Raw genomic sequence first — 24165 nt, 5'->3', positions numbered from 1 at the left:
CCACCACAGATCGGAACATTCCACCGCGCCCCGCGTTTTCACCGTGAACCCAAATGGTGAAAGGAATTCCCATGATCAAGAAATCAGGCTCCGCAAAATGGACAGGCAACCTCAAAGAGGGCAAAGGCCATGTCTCCACCCAGACCGGCGTGATCAGCGACCAGCCCTACGGCTTTAACACTCGCTTCGAAGGCAAAGACGGCACCAACCCCGAAGAGCTGATCGGCGCGGCCCATGCGTCCTGTTTCTCCATGGCGCTGTCAATGATCCTTGAAGACTACGATCTAGTCGCCGATAGCATCGAAACCAAGGCCACGGTCTTCCTTGAACAAAAAGACGGCGGCTTTCATGTGCCGAAGATTCACCTTGATGTGGAATGTGTCATCCCCAACGCCACACAAGAGCAGTTCGAAGAGGCGACTAAAACCGCCAAGGAGAACTGCCCCATCTCCAAACTGATGACTGCCGAAATCACGATGGACGCAAAACTGTCCTGACCCTGCCCCAGGGGCCGCTCGCGCTCGCGGCCCCTACCACGCCCCCTTCACCCTTTTTCCAAATACTCATTCCACCCTTGCACCCCCCTCGCCTGCGTCCATATTGGGTGCATGATCCGCATCCTCCCCATTCTTCTCGCCGTGCTCTACGGGCTTGCCATGTATCGCTTTTCCGCTTGGCGCACCGCGAAGGAACTGGATGAAAAATCGACAGAACTGCTCGACCCTGCCCTGCGCGAGATGACATCGAAACTGGCCAGCGCTCTCGATCTGCCGCGGATCAAGGTGCATATCTACGAAGTCGCCCCCGTCAATGGGCTTGCCGCCCCCGATGGGCGGATCTTCATTACCCGCGGTTTTTACGAGAAATTCAAATCCGGTGCCGTCACCGCCGAGGAGCTCGCGAGCGTGATTGCACATGAGCTCGGCCATGTGGCCTTGGGGCATTCACGGCGACGGATGATCGATTTTTCCGGGCAGAATGCCATGCGCGCAGCGCTTGGGATGATCTTGGGGCGTATCCTCCCCGGTGTCGGCATCTGGATCGCCAATATGCTGGCCACGCTCCTGGCCGCACGCCTGTCGCGCAGCGATGAATACGAGGCGGACGCCTATGCCGCCGCCCTGCTGACCAAAGCGGGTATCGGCATCGCGCCACAGATTTCCTTGTTCGAAAAGCTGGAGGCACTGACCCAAAGCAACCACGGCACCGCCCCCGCCTGGCTGCTGAGCCACCCGAAGACCGCAGACAGGATCGGCGCGCTCACGGCGCTGCAAACCGCCTGGGACCGTTAACCAAGCGCCTTTGCCAGCCGCGGCAGCCGTGCTTTCTTCAGCAACGGTCGCATGTCCCACGGATGGCCTGACAGGCGGCGTGCCTCTTCCAGAACATGTGCGGCTACAGCTTCCATCACCTGCGGCTGCGCCAGCCAGACGCCGTGCAGATAGCTGTCGGGATCGACCCGCGCCAACCCCTCTTCAGCCAGGGTGCCACGGGGAAAATCCTTGGCATTCAGTGTCATGATAATATCGGCATGGCCGGTGATCGCGGCGGCGAGAACGTGCACGTCGTTTTCATCCGGCAGGTACAGCCGTGCCGCCACACCGGGGCTCGGGGGCACTTCCGCCTTGGGCCAGGCGGCGCGCAGCAAGGCGATCTCTGCGCGGGCCTGTGCCTCGCCCTCGGGGCCAAGTTTGATCGCGGCGCGCGCCCATTCTTCCAACAGGCGTGCGGACCACAGCGGTTCAAACACCCCCGCCCGCGCCGCGCCCATCACCATCTCGCGCATGACGGTGGGATAGAGCACGCAGGCGTCGATCAGGATGCGCAGCGCCATTACAGGCGGAAGAACAACGACTTGAGGTATCCCGTCTCGGCCAGTTGCGGCAGCTGCGGGTGGTCAGGACCGGCGAAACCGGTATGCAGCAGCGCCGCGCGCCGTCCCGCACGACCGATACCGCGCACAGATGCGGTGCGGAACTGCGTCAGATCCGCCGCATGGGAACAGGAACACAGACCCAGCACGCCGTTTTCGGTCACCAGTTGCGCCGCCAGACGCGCCACACGTTCATAGGCGCGCAGACCAGCCTCGAGCGCGGGTTTACCGGGGGCGAAGGCGGGCGGATCGCAGATCACCACGTCGAACTCTTCGCCCTCGGCCCGCAGTGCTGTCAGGATGTCAAAGGCGTCGCCCTGGCGTGTGGCAAAACGGTCCGTGACGCCCATAGCCTCCGCGCCCTGCTGCGCCAGCTCAAGCGCGGGTGCCGATCCATCTACAGCAACCGCAGAGGACGCGCCATTTGCCAGCGCGGCGAGTGAGAATCCCCCAACATGGGCGAAGACATCCAGCACGCGTTTTCCTTTGGACAGGTTCGCCGCGAAGGCGTGGTTGGGGCGTTGGTCGTAGAACAGGCCGGTTTTCTGACCGCCGGTGAGGTCAGCCATATAGATAGCACCGTTCATCGGCACTTGCACAGGCGCGCTTGGAGCCTCGCCATGCAGCACACCGCTTACATCATCCAGCCCTTCAAGGCTGCGGGTCCGGCCCGACGCGTTCTTGAGCACATGGCGCACGCCGGTTTGTTCCACCAGCGCTGCTGTCAGCGCATCGATATGCACATCGGCCCATGCGGCGTTGGCCTGAATGACGGCCGTGTCGCCAAAGCGGTCAATCACCACACCGGGCAACCCATCGGCTTCGGCGTGGATCAACCGATAATAGGGTGCGTCATACATCTGGTCACGCAGTTGCACGGCGCGATTGATATGGGCCTCGAACCAGTTCTGGTTCACCACGGCTTGCGCGTTCTGGTCCAGCATCCGGCAGAAGATCTTGGAGGCCGGGTTCACCGCGACCACCCCCATCACCTGACGGGCGCTGTCTTCCAGCAGCGCGAGACTGCCGGGCGCAAGCGCCTTGGTGCGGCGGTCGGTGACCATTTCATTGGCATAAACCCAGGGAAACCCGTGCCGGATGGCGCGGGCATTCGCCTTGGGCAGCAGGCGCACCACAGGCAAATCGGAAGGGTCGGTCGAAGCGGGAGGGGAAAGGGGCGTTGTCATACCGCCCCCATTAGTCGGTTCCGCGCGTTTGGGGAAGCGCAGAGTTCGATTGCTGCCTTAATAGGCGGCAAGTTTCGTGCGTTTATAGCTGCCCGGCGTGGCGAGCTGCTGTTCGATCGCACGGGCCAGATCATGGATCATCACCGCATTGTCCGGCTGCGCCTCTGCGACGGGGGGCGCAAAGCTGCTCAGCTCCACCGCGACCTGACGGGGCTCGGCCAGGGGGTTGCCATTGCGCGCATCGACGACGGTCAGGATAAACTCTGCCGACGGGGCTTCTGAGGCGGGGTTGTAGAACCGCAAGACCTCGACCTCCAGCGCGGCGGGCACGGGACCATAGGCGGTCACTGCCCCCTGGCGGATCGCGGCCTCGAAGATCGCGCGCACCTGATCGCGGCGGTCCGTGTCTGCTTCGCCATGCCAGACGATGTCGGCCGATTGCAGCAGGCTTGGCGCTTGTGCGACCCGCAGGTGGTCGGGCACAGAGACGTTGGTGTGCTGGATATGCACCGCGTCCAGCAACGTATCGGGCTGGTAGGCGTTCAGATTGTCCAGCAAGGACATGCGGGTCGAGGATGTGTCATACATTGCATTCCGGCTGGCAATATCCGCCGGTGCACAACCGGACACGGCAGCGGCACAGGCCAAAGCGATCAACAGTTTATGATGTTTCATTTACCCCTCCAAAAGCTGCTGACGATACGGATTGTGCAGCCATGTAACGGTAATGCTGCTCAATTAAGGCAGGAATGGGGCAATAATGTTCAAAACCTAAGGCATCATTAGGGTATTTCGGCACGTTTGCGCCTTAATGTCGGCCTGTCTAGCTGCGCGGTCGGGTGCGCCAGCCGCCGCGCCGCCGGGGCGTGGCCATGTCGATCAACCCCTCTTGCATCACCTGGGTCATGGGATGGTCTTGGTTCTCTGCTGTCACGCTGTCCAACAAGGCGCGCAGGGCGGCTTTGGTATCCGCTTCCGCTGGCAGGCTGAGCGCCCAATCCAGGAAGATTGACCGACACTCCGCCTGGGTGATCCCCTCTATGCGGTAGGATTCAAAGATCAGCCCCTTGGGATCGTTGGGGTCCCCTTTGCTCATGTCGCGCCCCCGTCCGCCTTGTCCACATAAGCCGCCAATGCATCGGCGATGATCGTCGCGGCCTGATCGTAGCTTCGCGCGAGATGCGCGTGCAATTCTTCGGACGTCTCCACATCGAGGGAGCGGCATAGAAACCGCAAACCCGCCTGCCCCAGAGAATCCTCGCGCAGGACAGAGGATGACAGCAACCGCGTCGCGGATTGCAGCGCCCAACAGCTGCGGTAGACGCGGCGCAGCACCTCTGCCTGATCGGCGGTGATGACGTTCTGCGCCTCCGCATCCCCAAGCGCAGAGGTGATATCCCGCGCCGTGGTGCCCGCCAGCAAGGCCCCGGCCTGCGCCAGCAATTCGATATCCTGCAAGCGCCCCGGCCCGTTCTTGGCATCCCAGATGCCGCCCGCCACCTTGGCCGTTGCCAGACGTGCGCGCATCGCCGCGACCTCGTGCAGGGTATCGGCACGGTCGCGCGAACGGGCGAGCACCTTGTCGCACAGGCGCGCAACATCCTGCATCAGATCATCGGGGCCGGTCACACAATCGGCGCGTGTCAGGGCCAGATGCTCCCACACCCAGGCCTGCCCCATCTGATAGCTTTCAAAACTCGCTAAACTGGTCGCCACCGGCCCCTGCGTGCCCGACGGGCGCAAGCGCATGTCCACTTCGTAGAGCTTGCCTTGGGCCATCGGCGCGGTCATCGCGGTGATCATCGCCTGCGTCAACCGCGCATAATACAGCCGCGAGGCCAGCGGGCGCTTGCCGTCAGAGCTTTCGACGCCAGCGGAATCGTAGACCACAATCATATCCAGATCAGAGGCAGCGGTCAGGCGGCGCGCACCAAGTGACCCCATCCCGACCAGCACCGCACCGCGCCCGGGTGGCGGCCCGTGACGGCGCGAGAATTCGTCGATCACCACCGGCCAGAGCCCGCGCAACACCGCCCGCGCCAGATCGGCATATTGCGCCCCCACCGTCGCGGCATCAATCAGCCCGCGCAGGTGATGCACCCCGATCCGGAAATGCCATTCCTTGGCCCATCGACGACAGGTATCCAGCCGCGCCTCATAATCCTCTTCGGCCTCCAGCACCTCTGTCAGACTGTCGACCAAAGCGTCCTCTGCCGGCCATTCGCTGAAGAAATCCCCGCCGATCACCGCGTCGAACACCTGCGCATTGCGCGACAGATAAGCGGCGAGCGCGGGTGACGCGCTGACGATATCAACAAGCAAATCAGAGAGTTGCGGGTTGATCTTCAACAAAGAGAATAACTGCACCCCCGCGGGCAGCCCACCAAGAAAGCCGTCAAAGGCCAGCAATGCCTCATCCGGTTTGGTGGCCCGTGCGAGACGCGCCAGCAATCCGGGTTTCAGCTCTGCAAATAGCTCCGCCCCCCGGGCGCTGCGCAAGGCGGGGTAGTTCAGCCACCGATCCACGATCGCGGCGTCAAAGACATGTTCTTCGGGCGCGGCAGCCGCTTCCGGGCGCGAGGTCGAGCCCGCAAAGAACCCTTCGGTCAGTTGGTGAACCTCTTCCAACCGCCGTTCAAGGTCACTGCGCAGCGCGGGGACATCCATATCCATCATCGCGGCCAGCCGGTCGAACCCCTCTTCCGTTTGGGGCAACGTATGGGTCTGGGCGTCACGGATCATCTGCACGCGGTGTTCCACGGTACGATGCGCGCGGTAGTGATCGCACAGCGTCTCGGCGACTTCTGAGGGGATCCATTCCTTTTCCGCCAGCACGGCCATGCCTTCGCAGGTGCCGCGCACGCGCAGATCTGCGTCGCGCCCACCGGCGATCAGCTGACGGGTCTGGGTGAAAAATTCGATCTCGCGGATACCGCCGCGCCCCAGCTTCATATTATGCCCCGAAAGCGAGACACTGCCCCCCAACCCTTTGTGCTCGCGGATCGCAAGGCGCATGTCATGGGCGTCCTGAATCGCGGCAAAATCCAGATGCTTGCGCCAGACGAAGGGCCGCAGCACCGAAAGAAACTGATCGCCCGCCGCCAGATCACCCGCCGCAGGGCGTGCCTTGATATAGGCGGCACGCTCCCATGTGCGGCCCAGACTTTCGTAATACCGTTCTGCCGCTTCCATCGCGATGCACACGGGCGTGACACCGGAATCAGGCCGCAGCCGCAGGTCTGTGCGAAAGACATAGCCCTCGCCCGTGAGATCGTTGAGCGTCCCGCTCATCGCGCGGGTGGCGCGAACAAAGGCGGTGCGGGCGTCGTGAAAATCGCTGGCGTCAAAGCGTGTTTCGTCGAACAGGCAGATCAGATCGATATCGGACGAATAATTCAGCTCGCGCGCGCCCATCTTGCCCATAGCCAGCACGACCATGCCTGCGCCGCTGTCGGCGTCCTCTTCCGTCATGCCGGGCAGCTTGCCGCGTTTGATCTGCGCTTTTAGCCCTGCGGTCAGCGCGGCTTGGGCGGCGGCGTCGGCGAAATCGGTCAGCGCGCCGGTCACCTCCTCCAACGACCAAGCCCCCGCCAGATCAGCCAGCCCCGTCATCAGCGCCACGCGCCGCTTGCCTTGCCGTAGATGACTGGACAACTGGTCCGGAGGCACCGCGCCCGCGCTGTCGATCACCTGCTGCACCGCCCCTGCGGGATCATCGAAAGCCGCATGACACCAGTCGGTTTCCTTTTGCATCAACCCCAGAAGATAGGGCGACGTCGATCCCGCCCCCGCCACAAGTGCGGCAATTTCGGGCGGCGCATCGGGAAAGAGCGCGCGCGCATCCTGCGCCTGATCGGCCGTAAAGATGCGGGGACAGCGGGTGATCTGACTGGCAAGTGTTCTCATACGCCAAGCATTCGCTGGTTCTATGCCCGTCGTCAATGGCGCCGTGACACCTGCTAACCCCCACCAAACACGTGCAAAACCAAATAATGTAAAAAAGATTTACATCATCCCTTGCAAACCACAGGGCGCACCCCGATCTATTGTAATGTGAAGGGCATTTACATTGCCCGCCACCGCACCGGCCCGCAGCGTCCAGGGCCACCACACTCTGACCGAAAGGGAACTTGATGACACAGACCTATGCACCCACCTACACCGCACAACGCAGTTGGCTGGGCCGTACCGAGGACTTTCTTGACGACAAGGGCAAAGGTGCCTGGATCGCCGCCATGGTTGTCGGTTTCATTCTTTTCTGGCCGCTTGGCCTTGCCCTTCTTGCCTATATGATCTGGAGCAAACGCATGTTTAAATCTTCGTCTTGCAGCAAACGCGCCCGCCGTGGGTCTATCACCGGGCGTTCAACCGGAAACGCCGCCTTTGATGCCTATAAGGCCGACACCCTGGCCCGTCTTGAGGAAGAGCAAACCAATTTTGAAGCCTTCCTGAGCCGTCTGCGCGACGCCAAGGACAAGGCAGAGTTCGACCAGTTCATGGCCGAAGGCTCCAAAAACGAAGATGATGCGCAAAAGGCCTAAAGCCTGCGCGTTCAATCAACACCCCCTCCGCCTTGGCGGGGGGGCCGATATTCACAAGGGACAGGACATGATGACCCCCACCACCCCCGATCCATTCGACCAGCCTGAATTCTATAGCGGTATTCCGACCAAGCGGTTCATGGCTTGGGTTGTTGACGCCCTGCTGGTGTTGATCGCCAGCGTGTTGATCCTGCCGTTCACCGCCTTCACCGGCCTGTTCTTTTTCCCGCTGCTGATGCTGATGGTGGGCTTTACCTATCGTGTGGCGACGCTTGCCAGCGGGTCGGCCACTTGGGGCATGCGCCTGTTCGGCATGGAATTGCGCACGGCGCGCGATGAACCGCTGGATCTGGCCTCGGCGTTTTTGCATACCTCGGGCTATACGGTCAGCGTTGCCATGATGCCTTTGCAGGTGATTTCGATCATTCTCATCTGTGCGACCTCGCGCCATCAGAGCCTAAGCGACGTGATCCTCGGCACAGTCCCGCTGAACCGTCGTGTCGAAAGCGTGAACTGACCCAAACTTGTGCTTGGCGCGCTTTGGACCAGTTGTTAGAATTTCCTCCGAACAACAACGGATTTTCATGCGCCATACACTTCCCATCGCTCCGCAGTTCTATGTTACTGCGCCACAGCCCTGCCCGTATCTGGACGGCCGGATGGAACGTAAACTGTTCACCGCGCTGCAGGGCGACTCCGCGACCAAGCTGAATAACAGCCTGTCGGGGCAAGGCTTCCGGCGGTCGCAGAATGTACTGTATCGCCCGTCTTGCACGGATTGCGCGTCCTGTCTGTCGGCGCGCATCAACGTGGCCGACTTCACCCCCAGCAAAAGCCAGAAGCGCACGATCAAGCGCAACGCGGGGCTGACGCGGCGGGCGACTTCGCCTTGGGCCACGGAAGAGCAATACGACCTCTTCCGCACCTATCTTGACAGTCGCCATGCAGACGGCGGCATGGCCGATATGGATGTCTTCGAATTCGCCGCGATGATCGAGGAAACCCCGATCCGCAGCCGTGTGATCGAATATACCGATACCCAAACCCGGGAGCTGATTGGCGTCTGCCTGACCGATGTGCTCGATGACGGGGTGAGCATGGTCTATTCGTTCTACAGCCCTGACCGGCCCCGTGACGGGTTGGGCAATTACATTATCCTTGACCACATCGAAATCGCCCGTGCGGCGGGTCTGCCTTATGTATATCTGGGTTATTGGGTGCCCGGCAGCCCCAAGATGGGCTATAAGGCCAAGTTCTCGGGGCTTGAGGTCTATATGGGCGGCGCGTGGCAGAAGATGCGCAACCCCGATGATTTCGAACCCGAGCAGCATCCGCTGAACACCGACCCGATTGCCGAACAGGTGGCCAATATCGCCCTCCCCGATCTGAGCCCGACCAAAGGGTAAACCGTACCGCTGCGGCACATTGAACCGCTGTCACCCGCTGAAACGAAAAAGGCACCCCACGGGGGTGCCTTTTGTTTTTGTTGTGGCCTGACCCCAGATCAGTTGGGGATCAGGTCAGGCACGATGGTCACGATGACCGGGAACATCCACAACAGCGCCAGTGCTCCGACCTGGATCAAGACGAAAGGAATGATCCCGCGGTAGATATGCGAGGTGGTAACGCTCGCCGGGGCCACGCCGCGCAGGTAGAAGAGCGCGAAGCCGAAGGGCGGTGTCAGGAACGAGGTTTGCAGGTTCACCGCAATCATGATCGTAACCCACTTCGGATCGAAGGTGCCTCCGTAGATCACCGGCCCGACAATCGGGATCACGATGTAGATGATCTCGAGGAAGTCGAGCACGAAGCCCAGCACAAAGAGCACCAGCATCACGATCAGGAAGACCGTCAACTCGTTGTCGAAGCTTTTCAGCCACTGCTGGATGTAGTGTTCGCCACCAAAGGAGATCACCACAAGGTTCAGCAACTGCGATCCGATCAGGATGGTAAACACCATCGAGGTCACCTTGGCCGTCTCGCGGACCACGGGGCTTAGTACGCCCGAGGTATAGAGGATCCAGCACGAGAACAGCAGACCGAACACCGCGTATAGATACGCGCCATAGGCGACGAAGAAGGCAAACCAGCTTTCGACGCTCACGCCCTCTTGGTTGATGCGCAGGTCAAAGTTCACGCCGACAAGGATCGCGATCAGGATGGCCAGGGTGGACCAGATGATCACCTTGGGCGACCGGTCCATATCCTTGAGCTTACGATAGGCGGCCAGCATGATCGCGCCACCTGCCCCCAAGGCCGCAGCGGGCGTCGGGTTGGTGATCCCGCCAAGGATCGACCCCAGGACCGCAACGATCAGGACCAGCGGCGGGAAAACCACGCGGATCAGCTCGTTACCGGCGCAAAGCTTCAGCGCATAGACCACACCATACATGACAGCCACGAAAGGCAGCGCCATCAGCAGAACCATCGTGCCCGAGGACGTGGCCGGACCGACCAGCAGGATATCGACCAGCAGTGTCAGCACCAGACCGATGCCACCGATGATCAACGGCCGTTTGTCCGCCGATGGGGCGACACCGCGACCGGTCGTCATGACCAGCGCCAGCAGGATCAGGATGATCGCAACACCGGTCCCGATGGGGGCGGCATTGGCAATCTTTTCAGCCTGCTTGGCGGCCAGCGCTTCTTCGGTCAGCTTTTCGCTGGCCTGTTGACCGCCCGCCGCCTCGATCGCGGCTTGCTCGGTCACCGCTTGATCCCATGCGCTTTGCCCGTGCAGTTCGATCATCGCGGCCTGACAGGCCTCGCCTACATTGGTGCGCAGGCTTGCACCCTGCCCGATGTCGCTAAAGCTGGACACGACAGTCGACTGGCTGCCCACGATGCCAAGGTTGCCCAGAACAATCGTGCCCACGATCAGCAGGGCTGGCATACCAAGGAACCAAGTAAAGCCTTCGCCCCGCGTGATGGGTTCGGCATTGGTCGCCCCCATCGGCACGGCGGGCGCCTTTTCAGGGTTCAGCAGCGCATAGACAAAGGCGTAAAGCGCATAAAGCAGCGCCAGCATGATCCCCGGCAGCAACGCGGCCTGAAACAGCGTCCCTACAGACACAACCGCTGGCTGGCCAAGGTAGGTCAGCGCATCGGTACAGCCTACGGCGGTTGCACGCGCTTCCTGGGCGGCGGAGTATAGATCGCCCGCCAATGTGCCCAGAAGGACGATAACGATGGACGGCGGAATGATCTGGCCCAAAGTACCGGAGGCTGCGATGACACCTGTCGCGATTTCGGGCGAATAGTTGTTGCGCAACATGGTCGGCAGCGCCAGCAGCCCCATGGTGACAACAGTCGCGCCCACGATCCCGGTGGAGGCCGCAAGAAACGCGCCCACAACCACAATCGATACCGCCAAACCGCCGGGCAGCGGGCCGAAGACGCGCGCCATCGTGGTCAACAAGTCGTTCGCGATCTTCGACCGTTCAAGCGTGATGCCCATCAGAACGAACATCAGAACCGCCAGCAAGGTCTCGATCGACTGCCCCGCCAGAACGCGTTCGTTCATACGGTTCACGATAAAGCTGACGTTCCGGTCCAGCGCGACTTCCCAGCCTTGGGGGAAGACCGATTCACCGATCAGCGGCAAATCCGGATAGCGGAATTTCGATACCGCGTCATTGGGAACGCCCGAGTTCACCAGATCGCGATAGGCTTGCGACGATTGGTCAATCGCCTGATGCACCATCAGACCCGCACTATCGAGTGCGGCGATGATACCGAAAGAGATGATGCCAGCACCGCCGATGGCAAAGGCCACCGGGAAACCGGACAGGATGCCGCCAAAGAGGCAGGCAAAAACAATGATCAGGCCAATTTCGACCCCGTCGAGACCAAATAGCATGGGACGCCCCTTGAATTAATGTGTGCCCTCATAGGCTTCTTCGCCCTCGCCCAACGTATCGCGGTCGAGATATTTATCTTCGCTTTCAGGCCCTTCACGGAACTCTAACAAAGCGCGATAAAACACTGATATTGCTTGCAAGATCACCATTGCGCAGAAGGCACACAGCAGGATCTTGAACAAGAAGTAGCCGTTGAACCCATTGGGCGAAAAGCCGATGGTTTCCACGTTCCACTTGAGCAATCGCGCCTTGCGCAGCAGCAGCTCCAACCGGTCAGAGGCCGATGGGTTCGGTGTCACCAGATGGCGCCACAGGAAGAACCAGCCATAAAGCCATGTGACAATCGCAAAGGGGATCATGAAGAACAGCGCGCCGAACATGTCGATCACGCGCTTGGTACGGAATTTCGCGCCGGCATAGAAGAGGTCAACGCGCACATGCCCGCCTTGTACAAAGGTGTAGGACACACAAAGACAGACGACCAACGCATTGAAAAGCTTCAACTCTTCCGCAAACCAGCTAATATCGAACTGCAGCGGAATACCAAAGCCGATAGAGATATCAGGCCGGGTGAAAATACGTTGCATGAAGACGATGATGATCTGTTGCAACACCATCAAAAGCCCGGCCCAGGCAAAGAAACGCCCGGTGACATTGGCGAAGCCTTCAAGCCCGCGCACACATCCCCACATAAAGCTGCGTTTCCAGATGCCGACAGCCGTGACAATCAGCACTCCGACGAGCAAAACAAAGAACAGCTCTACCGAGGCACCGTAATAGATGAACCGCATCAAGGCTTCGCTATTGGACCAGTCCAGCCACATGGACGGGTTCAGCACCGCTGCAAAGAAATTGTAGAACGCTTCAAGTAGGTTGCCCAGAATGAAGCTGATCAGGTTGCCTTCCTGGAACTGGTCCAAGCAGCTGATCTTGGCCCCTTCCGCCGCGCGGAAAAATCCAGCGCATACTGCATCTTCTGCCATTGATATCCCCCCTTCGCCCGCCCGGTTTCACTGTGGGCTTGGTGCGAAAATTATCCTCGCTTTGCGCGCCCGTGTTCCGGATCGCAAAGTCGCGTGTGGGGCCGCCCAAAGGCAGCCCCCCTGTCATCCCGTGGGGATGGCTTACATTTTGCCCAGAACGCGCTGGCGCTGTTCGACATAGTAGGCGTCGGATTTGGACAGCCATTCAGCCGATGCGGACAACGAGGATTCAAAGCTGTTGCGGATGTCGGCGAACAGCGTGTCATCCATGTTCTCGTCCATAACCTCTTTGGAGGCCGCACCGAATGCATCCCAGACATCATCGGGGAACTGCATGGTTTTCACGCCCTGCTGCTGCAGACGCGCCAATGCGGCACCATTGTTGGCCAGTGTTTCGGCCAGCCCGGTGTGCGTGGTCGCCATCGATGCATATTCGATGATCTTCTGCTGTGCCGGTGTCAGGTCGTTGAACACATCAAGGTTGACCGATGCAGTAAGGCCCGATCCTGGCTCGTGGAAACCAGCGGTGTAGTAGATCTTGGCGACTTCCTGGAAGCCGGCGCGTTCATCCGCGAAGGGGCCAACCCACTCGAGCCCGTCAAGCGCGCCGGAGGACAGCGCCTGATACAGTTCGCCACCGGGGATGTTCTGAACAGACGCGCCCAGTTTACCCAGCACCTTGCCACCCAGACCGGGCATACGGAATTTCAGGCCGTTGAAGTCCGCGGCAGAGTTGATTTCCTTGCGGAACCAGCCACCGGACTGCGAACCGGAGTTACCGGCGAGGAACATCTTCATGTTGAAGATTTCACCGATCTGGTTGTGCAGGTCATGGCCGCCACCGTGCAGATACCAGTTGGTCAGCTCTTGTGCTGTGGCACCGAATGGCACGGCGGTGAAATACGCCAGACCGGGGTGCTGGCCGATGAAGTAGTAGTCAGCCGCGTGATACATATCCGCCTGACCGGAGGAAACGGCGTCAAAAACCTCGAACGCGCCGACGAGCTCTCCCGGGGCTTTCTTTTCGATGGTCAACGTGCCGTCAGACATCTCGTTAACCATGTTGTTGAGGTAGGTCGCGGCGTCATCAAGCACGGCAAAGCCACGGGGCCATGCGGTGACCATGGTCAGCGTGCGTTTGCCTTGGGCGTACAGCGGTGCGGCCAGTGTCGATGCAGCGGCGGCAGACCCGCCAAGCGCGGATGTCTTCAGAAATGAACGACGGTCCATATTGGATACTCCTCCCGAGTTATATGAGGGTGCCCGCGCTTCATTATATGCGCGCGGGTCATTTCAAGTGTCGTTCACTCTACGCAAAAGCGAATGGTTGAAAATACCAACTACTGCGTAGAGGGTGCAGATTTACCGCCCAAATATACGGCAAATATCCCGCCGGACCTGCCATATGTTGTGCATACACGCGTATAGCGGGTGATTTGTGACTTCATCTAGCACTTTGATTCGCGTGGATTTCCCAGTATCAGCGCTGCATGCGCCGCCCGTCTTTCATGATCGCCCCCACCTACGCCCAAAAGCTGACGCTCATCGCCTCTGTGCCGCTGGTGCTGGCGGTGACGGCGATTGCCTTTGTCGTGGCACTGCAGGCGCGCGCGGTGGCCGACCGCGAGATTTCAACGCTCGAGCAGCAGTTGCTGGACGCCAAGAAGGTCGAGCTGCGCAATTATGTGACACAGGCGCGCAACGGCTTTTACTTTGTCTACGGGTCCGCCTCTCCCGATGATGGGGCGGCGAAATCGCAGGTGGCGCAGATCCTCGCAGCGATGATCTATGGCGAGGAAGGTCAGTTCTTTGTCTACGACTACGATGGCACCGCCCTTGTCAGCCCGCGCCAGACCGACCGGATCAACCGCAACTTTGCCGGCGAGACGGACAGCAACGGCACGCCCGTGGTGGACGAGCTGATCCGCATCGCACGCAGTGGCGGCGGGTATCACACCTATATGTGGCCCAAACCCTCTACCGGAGAGGATGCGCAGATGATTACCTATGTCACCTCTTTCCCCAGCTGGCAGTGGGCCGTGGGGACGGGTGTGTTCATCGACGACGTGCTTGCCAGCGGGGCCGCGGCGCGATCCGATGTGCAGGCGCGGGTGCAGCGTACGTTCTTCTATATTGGCGTTATTACGGTGACCGCCCTGCTGCTGGTGTTTGGCACGGGCATGCTGGTCAACCTGCGTGAACGGCGGCTTGCGGATGCGAAGCTCAAAAAGCTGACGCAGCGGGTATTTGACGCCCAAGAGGAAGAGCGCGGCCGCGTGGCGCGCGAACTGCATGACGGCATCAGCCAGATCCTGGTGGGGGTGCGCTATGCGCTCGACAACGCGCGACGCCGGCTGGAAAGGGGCGACGCCCGCGCGGCAGAGCCTTTGGCAAAGGGGATCGACAGCCTTGCACAGGCCATCGCCGAAGTGCGCCGCATCAGCCGCGACCTGCGCCCCAGTATTCTGGATGATCTGGGCCTTGGTCCCGCGCTGAAAACGCTGGTCGAACAATTCGCCCTGCGCACCGGAATTCAGTGCCGCTTCGATACCGTGGTATTCCGCAACCGCTTGGACGACGAGGCCAAGATCGCGCTTTACCGGATCGCGCAAGAGGCGCTGACCAATATCGAACGCCACGCCCGCGCCACCGAAGTTATCGTCGATCTGCGCGGTCACCGACAGGGCGCGACGCTGTCGATCTCTGACAACGGGCTGGGGCTGGCCAAGACACGCTCCACCGCCGGGGGGTTGGGCCTGCGCAATATGCAAGAGAGGATCGAACAGCTAGACGGCACGCTGACCATGCAAACCTCTGCCCAAGGCGGCACCGAGATTACCGCCACCGTCCCGCTGACCCATATGCTGCGCCCGCCGCCGACCGCCCTGCCCTAAGCCCTGATATGCCCCTTCCCGAAAGCTGCCCCATGACCTTTTCAGACACCCAGCCGCCCGCGTTGATCAAAGTGATGATCGTTGACGATCACCCGATGGTCGCCGAGGGCATCCAGTCCATTCTCGAAAGCTATGACGATATCAATGTGGTCGGCTGTCTGCCCAATGGCCGCGCCGCGATCGAGAGCGTCGCGGAACTGGACCCCGATGTGATCCTCATGGACCTCAACATGCCAGAGATCGGTGGGCTGTCCGCGACCGAGATCTTGCTGGAACGCCAACCCGACACCCGCATCGTGATCCTGTCGATGCATGATAACCCCGAATATATCTCTTCGGCGCTGAGCCACGGTGCTATGGGGTATATCCTCAAGGACGTGCCGACGGACGAGATCAAGCTGGCGATCGATACGGTGATGCGCGGCGAACGGTATCTATGCACCGGCGCGCAAGGGTCGCTTGAACCCAAGGATGCCGCGCGTGAATCCCTGACCGAACGCGAACAGACGATCCTGTTGCAACTGGCACAGGGGAAATCCAACAAAGAGGTCGCGCTGACCTTGGATATCTCGGTGCGCACCGTCGAAACCCACCGCAAGAATATCAAGCGCAAGCTTGGCATCTCTTCCACCGCAGGGCTGACGCGCTATGCGATGGAACACGGTGTGCTGCAAGGAACCGGAGTGCGACTCTAGCTGATAGGGACCGAGAAATGCCCCCAATTTTGCAAAAATTAGAAAATTCAGGATTTCGCGCAATAAATGAAAAGATTTTTTGCACCCAGCGACACTTTTATCGACAATAGAGCATTGACGCCCCTTTGTGGCGCTCATAATGTCCATGCACGCAATGAGGGGCCTTTGGCTATGACAGATCTAGCTTTGACAGATATCGTCGTCATTCTAAGACACACGCGCATGGGCCGGTAACGGCAGACCATAATAGTCACCATGCGCCCCCGTCAAAATCGGGGGCTTTTTTTTGCGCAACGTATTTTTTGATAAACCACCGCCTGACGGAGCACCAAGATGACACGTAAAATGACCGGAGCGAAAATGATCGTTCAAGCCCTGATTGATCAGGGTGTCGATACCGTATTTGGCTATCCCGGCGGCGCTGTCCTACCGATCTATGACGAGGTGTTCCAACAAAACAGCATCAAACACGTGCTGGTGCGTCACGAACAAGGGGCGGTCCATGCCGCCGAAGGCTATGCGCGCTCGACCGGAAAACCGGGCGTTGTTCTTGTCACCTCGGGCCCCGGTGCCACCAATGCGGTGACCGGCCTGACGGATGCCTTGCTTGATTCCATTCCGCTGGTGGTCCTGACGGGTCAGGTGCCGACTTTCATGATCGGCTCTGACGCGTTTCAAGAGGCCGATACCGTTGGCATCACCCGCCCCTGCACCAAGCACAACTGGCTGGTGAAAGAGACAGACAAGCTGGGCGGCGTCCTGCACGAGGCGTTCCATGTGGCCACCAGCGGGCGCCCCGGCCCCGTTCTGGTCGACATCCCGAAAGACGTGCAATTCGCCACGGGGGAATACACGCCCAAGAAGCCGTCCACCTCGCATTACCAGCCGCCCGTCAAAGGCGACATGACCGAGATCACCGAACTGGTGGCCGCCATCGAGACCGCCAAGCGCCCGATTTTCTATACCGGCGGCGGCGTCATCAACTCCGGCCCTGCGGCGTCGCAACTGCTGCGCGAATTGGTCGAGGCGACAGGCTTTCCCATCACCTCTACCTTGATGGGGCTTGGCAGCTATCCGGCGTCGGGTGACAAATGGTTGGGGATGCTCGGCATGCATGGTCTTTACGAGGCCAATATGGCGATGCACGACTGCGATCTGATGATCAACATCGGCGCGCGCTTCGACGACCGGATCACCGGCGTCGTCGACATGTTCAGCCCCAAATCCAAGAAAGCGCATATCGACATCGACCCGTCGTCGATCAACAAGATCATCCGCGTGGACATCCCTATCGTCGGCGACGTGGGCCATGTGCTTGAAGATCTGCTGAAGGTCTGGAAATCGCGCGGCCGCAAGACAAACACCGAAGCCGTTGGCAAATGGTGGAAGAAGATCGAGGAATGGCGCAACGTCGACTGCCTCAAATTCGAGCAAAAAGGCAAGATCATCAAACCGCAATACGCGCTCTCGCGGCTTGAGGCGTTGACCAAAGGGCGTGACCGCTATGTCACCACCGAAGTAGGCCAGCACCAGATGTGGGCCGCGCAATACCTTGGTTTCGAGGATCCGAACCGCTGGATGACCTCTGGTGGGCTGGGGACGATGGGCTATGGTTTCCCTGCCTCCATCGGCGTGCAGATGGCGCATCCTGACGCGCTGGTCATCAACGTTGCGGGCGAAGCCTCCTGGCTGATGAACATGCAGGAAATGGGCACCGCGATGCAATACGGCCTGCCGGTGAAACAGTTCATCCTGAACAACGAACGCTTAGGCATGGTCCGCCAGTGGCAAGAGCTGCTGCACGGCGAGCGCTATTCCCAAAGCTGGTCTGAATCCCTGCCCGATTTCGTCAAGCTGGCCGAAGCTTTCGGGGCCAAGGGGATCATCTGTTCGGACCCCGACGATCTGGACGACGCGATCATGGAGATGCTCGATTATGACGGTCCGGTGATCTTTGACTGTCTGGTGGAAAAACACGAAAACTGTTTCCCGATGATCCCGTCGGGCAAAGCGCATAACGACATGATGCTGGCCGGTGTCGATACGCAAGGTGTGATCGACGCCAAAGGATCGGTCTTGGTCTAAGCCGCCAACGGCACAAGGAAACACATCGGCGCGGGGTCGCGCGCCGAGATTGAACAAATCTTAGAAGGACAGTGTCATGTCAGCCCTAAAGATCAAAAAAGGCTCCAACAGCCATTCCGCCTATAACCTACGTCCCAATTTCTCGGATGTGATCGAACGCCACACGCTGGCCGTACTGGTCGAGAACGAACCCGGCGTGCTGGCGCGCGTCATCGGTCTGTTTTCGGGCCGTGGCTATAACATCGACAGCCTCACCGTGGCAGAGGTTGACCACACAGGCCACCTTAGCCGCATCACAATCGTCACCTCGGGCACGCCGCAGGTGATCGAGCAGATCAAGGCGCAGCTGGGGCGGATTGTGCCAGTACACGACGTGCATGACCTGACCGTCGAAGGCCCCGTGGTCGAGCGTGAGCTTGCGATGTTCAAGGTGAATGGCACCGGCGACAAACGTGTCGAAGCGCTGCGTCTTGCGGATATCTTCCGCGCCAACGTTGTCGATAGTACCTTGGAAACATTCGTATTCGAGATCACCGGCGCGCCCGAGAAGATTGACGCATTTGCCGAATTGATGCGCCCCTTGGGGCTGGTGTCCGTGGCACGGACGGGCGTGGCAGCCCTGTCGCGCGGCGACTGATACGCTAAGGTGGCAGGCTGAGGTCTGGCCGGCTCCGGCCGGACTAGGCCTGACCGCGGTGACGGAACTCTACCGGCGGGGCGGCTTTTGGGCGGAATGGAAGCACCTCGCCGCCGGTTTGCTTTCGCGTAATGCCGGCGGAATGGCGCAGCAGTTTGTTCGGCAAATCAGCGTCCGCCTTGGATCGCACGACCTTGGGGTTGAGCGCTTTGCGCAACTTGGCCTCGTGGTAGACCTCGAACTGGACCAGATCACCAGCATCAAAACAGCTTGTTGTCTGGTTCACTGTCGCGGGGTCACCCTGGAAATATGCAAGGTCGCCGTGATCCTCGCACCAGAACACAGCTTTGTTGGATCGGGCATCGCTCCAAAGTACCACACCGTACATTTAACTGTTCCTTCCAGATGCTTACAGACATGAGAGATAATCATGTCATTTTTACAAATTGTCGATTTTTTTACGAAATCAATTTGTGTCGCGCGCACCGGAATTTGACGCTGAATAGCGTCATTAAACAGCCTTATATTGCAAATCCCCTTGCAAATTCGTTCAAAGGTTGTGAAGTTTAGTTCAATTAATTTTAACGGACTGATTTCATTACGAACCCCGCCGATATCAGGACAATTTTCGGGTCAAATTTAAAAAAACTTTCAGTAGGTTACCCCTCCATCACCTACCTCGCGCAGGAACTGGGGATCAATCGCACGCAGTTCAATCGATATCTATCGGGGGAAAGCTTTCCGCGCCCCGATATTCTGGACCGGATGTGCAAGTTTTTCGACGTTGATGCGCGTGTCCTTCTGGAGCCCTTGGAAGAGATCAAGAAGATCGAACCCTCCCCGCCGGATTTCATGGGCGACTTTATCGTTTCGGGCGCGCTGGACCTGCCCGAAGCCACGTTTCCCAGTGGTTTCTACCGCTTCTCGCGTCGCAGTTTTCTTTACCCCGAGAAATTCGCCTTGGGATTGGTTATGGTGTTTCGCAGTGGCCGGCATACCTATCTGCGCGGCTACGAGGCCCCTCACGCCATGCGCATCCAAAGCCTGCCCACCCATTCGGAATTGCGCGAATATCGCGGCGTGGTGCTGCAGCAGGAAGAAGGCATCGCCATTATCGCCTCGCGGCGCGGCGCGATGACCTCTTCGTTCAACTATCTGGGGCGGATCGCGTCATTCAACAACAATTTCTGGGTCGGATATATCACCCGCACGGTGCCGGAAAATTCGATCGGGTTGCGGGCGACGCGGCTGGTCTATGAATACCTTCCGCAAACCCCGTCGGCCGTGTTGCAGGCCGCCCGCTTGAAGGGGCTGTGCGAGGCAAGCGATCTTGAACCCTTTCACCGCCACCTTCTGCGCACCGAATTCGCCTTTGAATGACCGCTACGCCAGCGGCGGCGGGCGCATCTGGGGCCACTGCGTTGCCGCGTGCCACTGCTGCGCCAGTTGAAGCAGCGCCGTATCGCTGCCCCGCGGTCCGATCATCTGTAGCCCCGCAGGCAGCCCCTCCGCGCCGAAACCGGCGGGGATGTTGACAACCGGCAGCCCCACCAGACCGGCTGGCACCACGACCTGCATCCAGCGGTGATAGGTATCCATGTCCCGTCCGGCGATCTGTGTCGGATGCACCTGATCCACGTCAAAGGGCCAAAGCTGCGCCGAAGGCAGCACCAGCACGTCAACCTCTTCAAACAGCGCGGTGACACGGCGATACCAATCCGACCGCGTCAGGCTGGCGCGCTGCACCTCCTGCCCCGTGAACCCGAGCCCGCGCTCGATCTCCCATTGAGCGGCGGGCTTGAGCTTGTCGCGGGTTTCCGGATCGCGGTAGAGCGCGCCCAATCCGGCAGCAACGGCAAAAGACCGCAGCGTGGTCCAGCTGTCCCACATCGCGTCCGCGTCAAAGGGGGCTGGCACATGGGTCACCCGATGCCCCAGGGCGGCCAGTTGATCCAGGGCCGCTTTGCTCACGTCCTCGATCCCGTCTTCATAGGCAAAGGCACCGCCCCAGTCGCCCAGCCACCCGATGCGGCGCGTGGGCGACAGGGTGTCCATCTGCGGCAAGCTTGGGCCGGGTGACAGGCCGAGGGGTTGCTTGGGGTCCTCTCCGGTCATTGTGTCCAGCAAGGCCGCCAGATCGCGGGGGCAGCGCGCCATCGGGCCTGCCATGCTCAGCTGATGCAGGAACATATCGCCCTCTGGCTCTGCCGGTACAGTGCCCCAGCTGGGGCGCATGCCGTAGACGTTGTTCCAGCCCGCGGGGTTGCGCAGGCTGCCCATCATGTCGGACCCGTCAGCGATGCTCAGCATCCCCGTGGCCAAGGCAGCCGCCGCCCCGCCCGAAGACCCGCCAGCCGAACGTGTGTGGTCATAGGGGTTCCGCGTCGGGCCATAGACGGGGTTGAACGTGTGGCTGCCCAACCCGAATTCAGGCGTATTCGTCTTGCCAATGATGATCGCCCCCGCCGCGCGGATGCGGGCGACAAAGACGCTGTCCTTCTGGGCAATCGTTCCGGCGAACAGCGGTGATCCCTTAGCTGTTGGCAAGCCCTTGGCATCGGATAAATCCTTGATCGCAATGGGAATACCGTGCAGCCATCCGACCCGAGGCGTGGCGTCGGCCCTATCGGCTTCGGCCAGAAGCTCCGCGCGCGGGCGCAGCGCGACGATGGCATTGACCGCGCCGTTCACGGCATCGATGCGCTCTAGCGTGGCCTCCATCAAAGCACGCGCCGTCAGGCTGCCGTTCGCCAAAGCCTCCGATTGGGCCAAGGCCCCGATGTCTAGTATGTTCATGGCCGAGCCCTCCGTTCGGGGTCATAGAACGGAAGGCCGCAGCGGGATGCAAGGGGTGCCGGGAAAAGTGCTGCACGAGACAAGGCCGCCCGCGCGCAGTTGCCTGATATTTGGCCTTAGCCTTCTTGCGCCTCGGCGCGGGTCTTGCCCGACACGGCAAGTGCCAGCGCGGCCCCCATCAACCCGTCAAGGTCACCATCCAGCACCCCTTTGGTATCCGAGGTTTCATAGTTGGTGCGCAGGTCTTTGACCATCTGGTACGGCTGCAAGACGTAGGACCGGATCTGGTTGCCCCAGCCCGCATCGCCCTTGTTTTCATGGGCTTCGTTGATGGCCGCGTTGCGGCGGTCCAGCTCCATCTGATACAGCCGCGATTTCAGCGCCTTCATCGCGATGTCGCGGTTCTGGTGCTGCGATTTCTCAGAGCTGGTCACGACGATGCCGGTAGGATGGTGCGTGATCCGCACGGCCGAGTCGGTGGTGTTTACGTGCTGACCACCGGCCCCCGAGGACCGATAGGTGTCGATGCGGATGTCGCTGGGGTTGATGTCGATTTCAATGTTGTCGTCCACCACCGGATACACCCAGATAGAGGTAAAGGACGTGTGCCGTTTGGCGGCGCTGTCAAAGGGGCTGATCCGCACCAGACGGTGCACACCGGATTCCGACTTGAGCCAGCCATAGGCATTCGGGCCGCTGATCTTGTAGGTCGCCGATTTGATCCCCGCCTCTTCGCCGGGGCTTTCGGATTGCAGCTCGACTTTATAACCCTTTTTCTCGGCCCACCGGACATACATGCGCGACAGGATATTGGCCCAGTCACAGCTTTCGGTGCCGCCTGCCCCTGCGTTGATTTCAAGGAAGGTGTCATTGCCGTCGGCCTCGCCGTTCAACAGCGCTTCCAGCTCTTTCTGGGCGGCTGTCTCGGCCAGCTTTTTCAACGCGGTCTCGGCCTCTGCGATAACCTCGTCGTCGCCTTCCATCTCGCCCAATTCGATCAGTTCGATGTTATCGGCCAGTTCTTGTTTGATGCCCTCGTAGGTGGCGATGGAATCGACCAGCGCCTGACGGTCGCGCATCAGCTTTTGCGCCGCATCGGGATCATCCCACAGATTGGGGTCTTCGACACGGGCGTTGAATTCTTCCAGACGGTATGGCGCGGTTTCGACGTCCAGACGCTGTGCCAACAGCTCCAGCGACTTGCTGATCTTATCCGCTGTATTTTGTGCATCTGCGCGCATGGTATCCTGCCTTTAAATAGATCGCGGCCCCGAATAGCCGGGGCCGCGTTTCAAATAGACCAGCGCCGCAACTTGGGCAAGCGCTGTAGAATGGGGCCGGGCCTAGTACAACCCGCCGGAGCTGATGCTGCCAAAGCTTGCCTTGGGCCCGACACGCGCCTTCTTACCGGTAGAGGTCGTGACCTCGCGCGCGCCGCCGCCGGCTTCTTCGACCAGAGGCAGATCCGCCCCCATCGCAAAGCCGCCATCAAAGGTGATCCCGAACAGCGGCTCTTCGCCGTCACGGAAGTATTCGGCCACAACGTTGTTTCCTGCCGCGCTGTCAGACAGACGTGCACCGGTGAAGCGGTCGATCTTGATGAAGTGACCGCCGGGGGGCACTTCGAAGGGGCCGCCGCCGTATTTCTTGATCGCTTCGCTCATGAACCGCTGGAATACAGGGCCACACATCCCCGCCCCATAGGCACGACGCCCCAGCGAGCGCGGGTTGTCAAAACCGATATAGCAGCCCGCCACGATATTGCTTGAGAAGCCGACGAACCAGACGTCTTTGGCGTCGTTGGTGGTGCCGGTCTTGCCCGCGATTGGCACGGGCAGGTTCACCGCCCCACGCGCCGTACCGCGATCCACGACGCCCTTCATCATCGATGTCAGCTGATAGGCCGTGATCGGGTCCATCACCCGTTCGCGGTTCGAGATGATGCGCGGCCCCACACCGGGGGCCAGCGTTTCAAGCTGGCAATCGTTACAGATGCGTTGGTCGTGTTTGTAGACAGTGCGGCCATAGCGGTCCTGCACACGGTCCACCAGCGTCGGCTGCACCCGTTCGCCACCATTGGCGAACATCGCATAGGCCGACACCATCTGGTAGAGCGTGGTTTCCTGCGAACCAAGCGCGTTGGCAAGCACTGGCGACAGGTTGTCATAGACCCCGAACCGTTCGGCATAGTCGCCAACGGTGTTCATCCCGACCTCTTGCGCCAGACGGATGGTCATGAGGTTCCGCGACTGTTCGATACCCGTCCGCAGGGGCGTCGGCCCGTAGAACTTGTTCGACGAGTTTCGTGGCCGCCACATGCCTTGGGGTGTGTTGATCTCGATCGGGGCATCCACAACGATGGTCGCAGGGGTATAGCCGCTGTCCAATGCCGCAGCATAGACAAAGGGTTTGAAGCTCGACCCCGGCTGGCGTTTCGCCTGTGTCGCACGGTTGAACACTGACGCCTGATAGGAGAAACCACCCTGCATCGCGATCACGCGCCCTGTGTTCACGTCCATCGCGACAAAGCCGCCCTGCACTTCCGGGATCTGACGCAGGGTCCAGCGGATGAACGACCCGTCACTATCCGCGGTCATGCGGCGCACCAGCACCC

The 24165-nt window shown here is 60.3% G+C and carries 22 protein-coding genes; 10 read left to right on the top strand and 12 right to left on the bottom strand.

The features are described 5' to 3' along the window. Positions 1-71: 71 nt before the first annotated feature. Positions 72-497 carry an OsmC family protein gene (locus tag B3849_RS08505; protein ID WP_009826959.1) on the top strand — a complete coding sequence of 142 codons (426 nt, stop codon included), beginning with the start codon at positions 72-74 and terminating at the stop codon, positions 495-497. Positions 498-608: 111 nt separating this feature from the next. Beyond that, positions 609-1292 (top strand): M48 family metalloprotease, encoded by a 684-nt coding sequence (locus B3849_RS08500; RefSeq protein ID WP_009826958.1) that lies wholly within the window; start codon positions 609-611, stop codon positions 1290-1292. Here the strand turns inward: B3849_RS08500 and B3849_RS08495 are convergent. The 5 genes from B3849_RS08495 to glnE all read right to left on the bottom strand — a co-directional run bounded on the left by B3849_RS08495 (position 1289) and on the right by glnE (position 6966). Next, complete coding sequence (locus B3849_RS08495) at positions 1289-1834, bottom strand: RSP_2648 family PIN domain-containing protein (RefSeq protein ID WP_278426246.1); 546 nt, start codon at positions 1832-1834, stop codon at positions 1289-1291. The two genes, B3849_RS08500 and B3849_RS08495, sit on opposite strands and share 4 nt — an antisense overlap. Next, positions 1834-3060, bottom strand: a complete 1227-nt coding sequence (locus B3849_RS08490; protein WP_278426245.1) for an RSP_2647 family RNA methyltransferase — start codon at positions 3058-3060, stop codon at positions 1834-1836. Before B3849_RS08490 ends, B3849_RS08495 begins: the two co-directional genes overlap by 1 nt. 57 nt (positions 3061-3117) lie before the next feature. Further along, positions 3118-3735, bottom strand: coding sequence for a DUF6778 family protein (locus B3849_RS08485; protein ID WP_005853320.1), 618 nt, complete (start codon positions 3733-3735; stop codon positions 3118-3120). Positions 3736-3883: 148 nt separating this feature from the next. Then, a complete protein-coding gene (locus B3849_RS08480) occupies positions 3884-4156 on the bottom strand; it encodes a hypothetical protein (RefSeq protein WP_243250103.1) in 273 nt (90 codons plus the stop codon). Then, positions 4153-6966, bottom strand: coding sequence for a bifunctional [glutamate--ammonia ligase]-adenylyl-L-tyrosine phosphorylase/[glutamate--ammonia-ligase] adenylyltransferase (glnE, locus tag B3849_RS08475; RefSeq protein ID WP_278426244.1), 2814 nt, complete (start codon positions 6964-6966; stop codon positions 4153-4155). The genes B3849_RS08480 and glnE overlap by 4 nt, the downstream gene beginning before the upstream one ends. Before the next feature lie 227 nt (positions 6967-7193). Between glnE and B3849_RS08470 the strand changes: the two genes are divergently transcribed. The 3 genes from B3849_RS08470 (at position 7194) to B3849_RS08460 (ending at position 9007) form a co-directional block, all read left to right on the top strand. Further along, positions 7194-7601, top strand: a complete 408-nt coding sequence (locus B3849_RS08470) for a DUF2852 domain-containing protein (protein WP_064215736.1) — start codon at positions 7194-7196, stop codon at positions 7599-7601. Positions 7602-7671: 70 nt separating this feature from the next. Further along, positions 7672-8118: an RDD family protein gene (locus B3849_RS08465; RefSeq protein WP_005853312.1), complete on the top strand. Its 447-nt coding sequence runs from the start codon at positions 7672-7674 to the stop codon at positions 8116-8118. A gap of 67 nt (positions 8119-8185) precedes the next feature. After that, positions 8186-9007, top strand: coding sequence for an arginyltransferase (locus B3849_RS08460; protein ID WP_037966444.1), 822 nt, complete (start codon positions 8186-8188; stop codon positions 9005-9007). Between the two features lie 98 nt (positions 9008-9105). Here the strand turns inward: B3849_RS08460 and B3849_RS08455 are convergent, their stop codons facing one another. The 3 genes from B3849_RS08455 to B3849_RS08445 form a co-directional block, all read right to left on the bottom strand. After that, positions 9106-11460, bottom strand: coding sequence for a TRAP transporter large permease (locus B3849_RS08455; protein ID WP_037944179.1), 2355 nt, complete (start codon positions 11458-11460; stop codon positions 9106-9108). 15 nt (positions 11461-11475) lie between these two features. After that, a complete protein-coding gene (locus tag B3849_RS08450) occupies positions 11476-12444 on the bottom strand; it encodes a TRAP transporter small permease subunit (RefSeq protein WP_278426243.1) in 969 nt (322 codons plus the stop codon). Positions 12445-12585: 141 nt separating this feature from the next. Continuing rightward, complete coding sequence (locus B3849_RS08445; RefSeq protein ID WP_074634992.1) at positions 12586-13674, bottom strand: TRAP transporter substrate-binding protein; 1089 nt, start codon at positions 13672-13674, stop codon at positions 12586-12588. A 260-nt stretch (positions 13675-13934) separates the two neighbouring features. Here B3849_RS08445 and B3849_RS08440 point away from each other — a divergent pair, with 260 nt between their 5' ends. The 4 genes from B3849_RS08440 (at position 13935) to ilvN (ending at position 18755) form a co-directional block, all read left to right on the top strand. Next, positions 13935-15338 (top strand): cache domain-containing protein, encoded by a 1404-nt coding sequence (locus B3849_RS08440; protein WP_278426242.1) that lies wholly within the window; start codon positions 13935-13937, stop codon positions 15336-15338. 32 nt (positions 15339-15370) lie between these two features. Further along, entirely contained in the window at positions 15371-16033 is a 663-nt protein-coding gene (locus B3849_RS08435; RefSeq protein ID WP_278426241.1) for a response regulator transcription factor, read from the top strand. 333 nt (positions 16034-16366) lie between these two features. Further along, positions 16367-18118 (top strand): acetolactate synthase 3 large subunit, encoded by a 1752-nt coding sequence (locus B3849_RS08430; protein WP_037944177.1) that lies wholly within the window; start codon positions 16367-16369, stop codon positions 18116-18118. Between the two features lie 76 nt (positions 18119-18194). Continuing rightward, positions 18195-18755, top strand: coding sequence for an acetolactate synthase small subunit (gene ilvN, locus B3849_RS08425; protein WP_005853297.1), 561 nt, complete (start codon positions 18195-18197; stop codon positions 18753-18755). A 43-nt stretch (positions 18756-18798) separates the two neighbouring features. On the opposite strand, the gene B3849_RS08420 is transcribed toward ilvN, so the two are convergent. Beyond that, on the bottom strand, positions 18799-19143 hold the full coding sequence (locus B3849_RS08420) for a hypothetical protein (protein WP_009826945.1): 345 nt from the start codon (positions 19141-19143) through the stop codon (positions 18799-18801). A 209-nt stretch (positions 19144-19352) separates the two neighbouring features. Between B3849_RS08420 and B3849_RS08415 the strand changes: the two genes are divergently transcribed. After that, complete coding sequence (locus tag B3849_RS08415) at positions 19353-20135, top strand: helix-turn-helix domain-containing protein (RefSeq protein ID WP_260002313.1); 783 nt, start codon at positions 19353-19355, stop codon at positions 20133-20135. A 3-nt stretch (positions 20136-20138) separates the two neighbouring features. Here the strand turns inward: B3849_RS08415 and B3849_RS08410 are convergent, their stop codons facing one another. The 3 genes from B3849_RS08410 to B3849_RS08400 all read right to left on the bottom strand — a co-directional run. Further along, a complete protein-coding gene (locus B3849_RS08410) occupies positions 20139-21551 on the bottom strand; it encodes an amidase (protein WP_278426240.1) in 1413 nt (470 codons plus the stop codon). Between the two features lie 116 nt (positions 21552-21667). Then, positions 21668-22792 carry a peptide chain release factor 2 gene (gene prfB, locus B3849_RS08405; protein WP_005853284.1) on the bottom strand — a complete coding sequence of 375 codons (1125 nt, stop codon included), beginning with the start codon at positions 22790-22792 and terminating at the stop codon, positions 21668-21670. Between the two features lie 102 nt (positions 22793-22894). After that, positions 22895-24165 (bottom strand): penicillin-binding protein 1A (locus tag B3849_RS08400; RefSeq protein WP_286780019.1); only part of this gene is annotated, 1271 nt, incomplete at its 5' end.

Origin of the sequence: Sulfitobacter sp. UBA4523, assembly GCF_002388305.1 — a bacterium.
Taxonomy (GTDB): Bacteria; Pseudomonadota; Alphaproteobacteria; order Rhodobacterales; family Rhodobacteraceae; genus Sulfitobacter; species Sulfitobacter pontiacus.
The sequence above is the reverse complement of the archived record's forward strand: the minus strand, read 5'-3'. Positions and strand labels throughout refer to the sequence as shown.

Coding starts and splice junctions, on each gene's coding strand:
- prfB (WP_005853284.1), bottom strand. CDS start 22,792: ATGCGCGCAGATGCACAAAATACAGCGGATAAGATCAGCAAGTCGCTG.
- B3849_RS08430 (WP_037944177.1), top strand. CDS start 16,367: ATGACACGTAAAATGACCGGAGCGAAAATGATCGTTCAAGCCCTGATT.
- B3849_RS08495 (WP_278426246.1), bottom strand. CDS start 1,834: ATGGCGCTGCGCATCCTGATCGACGCCTGCGTGCTCTATCCCACCGTC.
- B3849_RS08455 (WP_037944179.1), bottom strand. CDS start 11,460: ATGCTATTTGGTCTCGACGGGGTCGAAATTGGCCTGATCATTGTTTTT.
- B3849_RS08460 (WP_037966444.1), top strand. CDS start 8,186: ATGCGCCATACACTTCCCATCGCTCCGCAGTTCTATGTTACTGCGCCA.
- B3849_RS08435 (WP_278426241.1), top strand. CDS start 15,371: ATGACCTTTTCAGACACCCAGCCGCCCGCGTTGATCAAAGTGATGATC.
- B3849_RS08485 (WP_005853320.1), bottom strand. CDS start 3,735: ATGAAACATCATAAACTGTTGATCGCTTTGGCCTGTGCCGCTGCCGTG.
- B3849_RS08505 (WP_009826959.1), top strand. CDS start 72: ATGATCAAGAAATCAGGCTCCGCAAAATGGACAGGCAACCTCAAAGAG.
- B3849_RS08410 (WP_278426240.1), bottom strand. CDS start 21,551: ATGAACATACTAGACATCGGGGCCTTGGCCCAATCGGAGGCTTTGGCG.
- B3849_RS08440 (WP_278426242.1), top strand. CDS start 13,935: ATGCGCCGCCCGTCTTTCATGATCGCCCCCACCTACGCCCAAAAGCTG.
- B3849_RS08490 (WP_278426245.1), bottom strand. CDS start 3,060: ATGACAACGCCCCTTTCCCCTCCCGCTTCGACCGACCCTTCCGATTTG.
- B3849_RS08450 (WP_278426243.1), bottom strand. CDS start 12,444: ATGGCAGAAGATGCAGTATGCGCTGGATTTTTCCGCGCGGCGGAAGGG.
- B3849_RS08420 (WP_009826945.1), bottom strand. CDS start 19,143: ATGTACGGTGTGGTACTTTGGAGCGATGCCCGATCCAACAAAGCTGTG.
- glnE (WP_278426244.1), bottom strand. CDS start 6,966: ATGAGAACACTTGCCAGTCAGATCACCCGCTGTCCCCGCATCTTTACG.
- B3849_RS08465 (WP_005853312.1), top strand. CDS start 7,672: ATGACCCCCACCACCCCCGATCCATTCGACCAGCCTGAATTCTATAGC.
- B3849_RS08445 (WP_074634992.1), bottom strand. CDS start 13,674: ATGGACCGTCGTTCATTTCTGAAGACATCCGCGCTTGGCGGGTCTGCC.
- B3849_RS08470 (WP_064215736.1), top strand. CDS start 7,194: ATGACACAGACCTATGCACCCACCTACACCGCACAACGCAGTTGGCTG.
- ilvN (WP_005853297.1), top strand. CDS start 18,195: ATGTCAGCCCTAAAGATCAAAAAAGGCTCCAACAGCCATTCCGCCTAT.
- B3849_RS08500 (WP_009826958.1), top strand. CDS start 609: ATGATCCGCATCCTCCCCATTCTTCTCGCCGTGCTCTACGGGCTTGCC.
- B3849_RS08480 (WP_243250103.1), bottom strand. CDS start 4,156: ATGAGCAAAGGGGACCCCAACGATCCCAAGGGGCTGATCTTTGAATCC.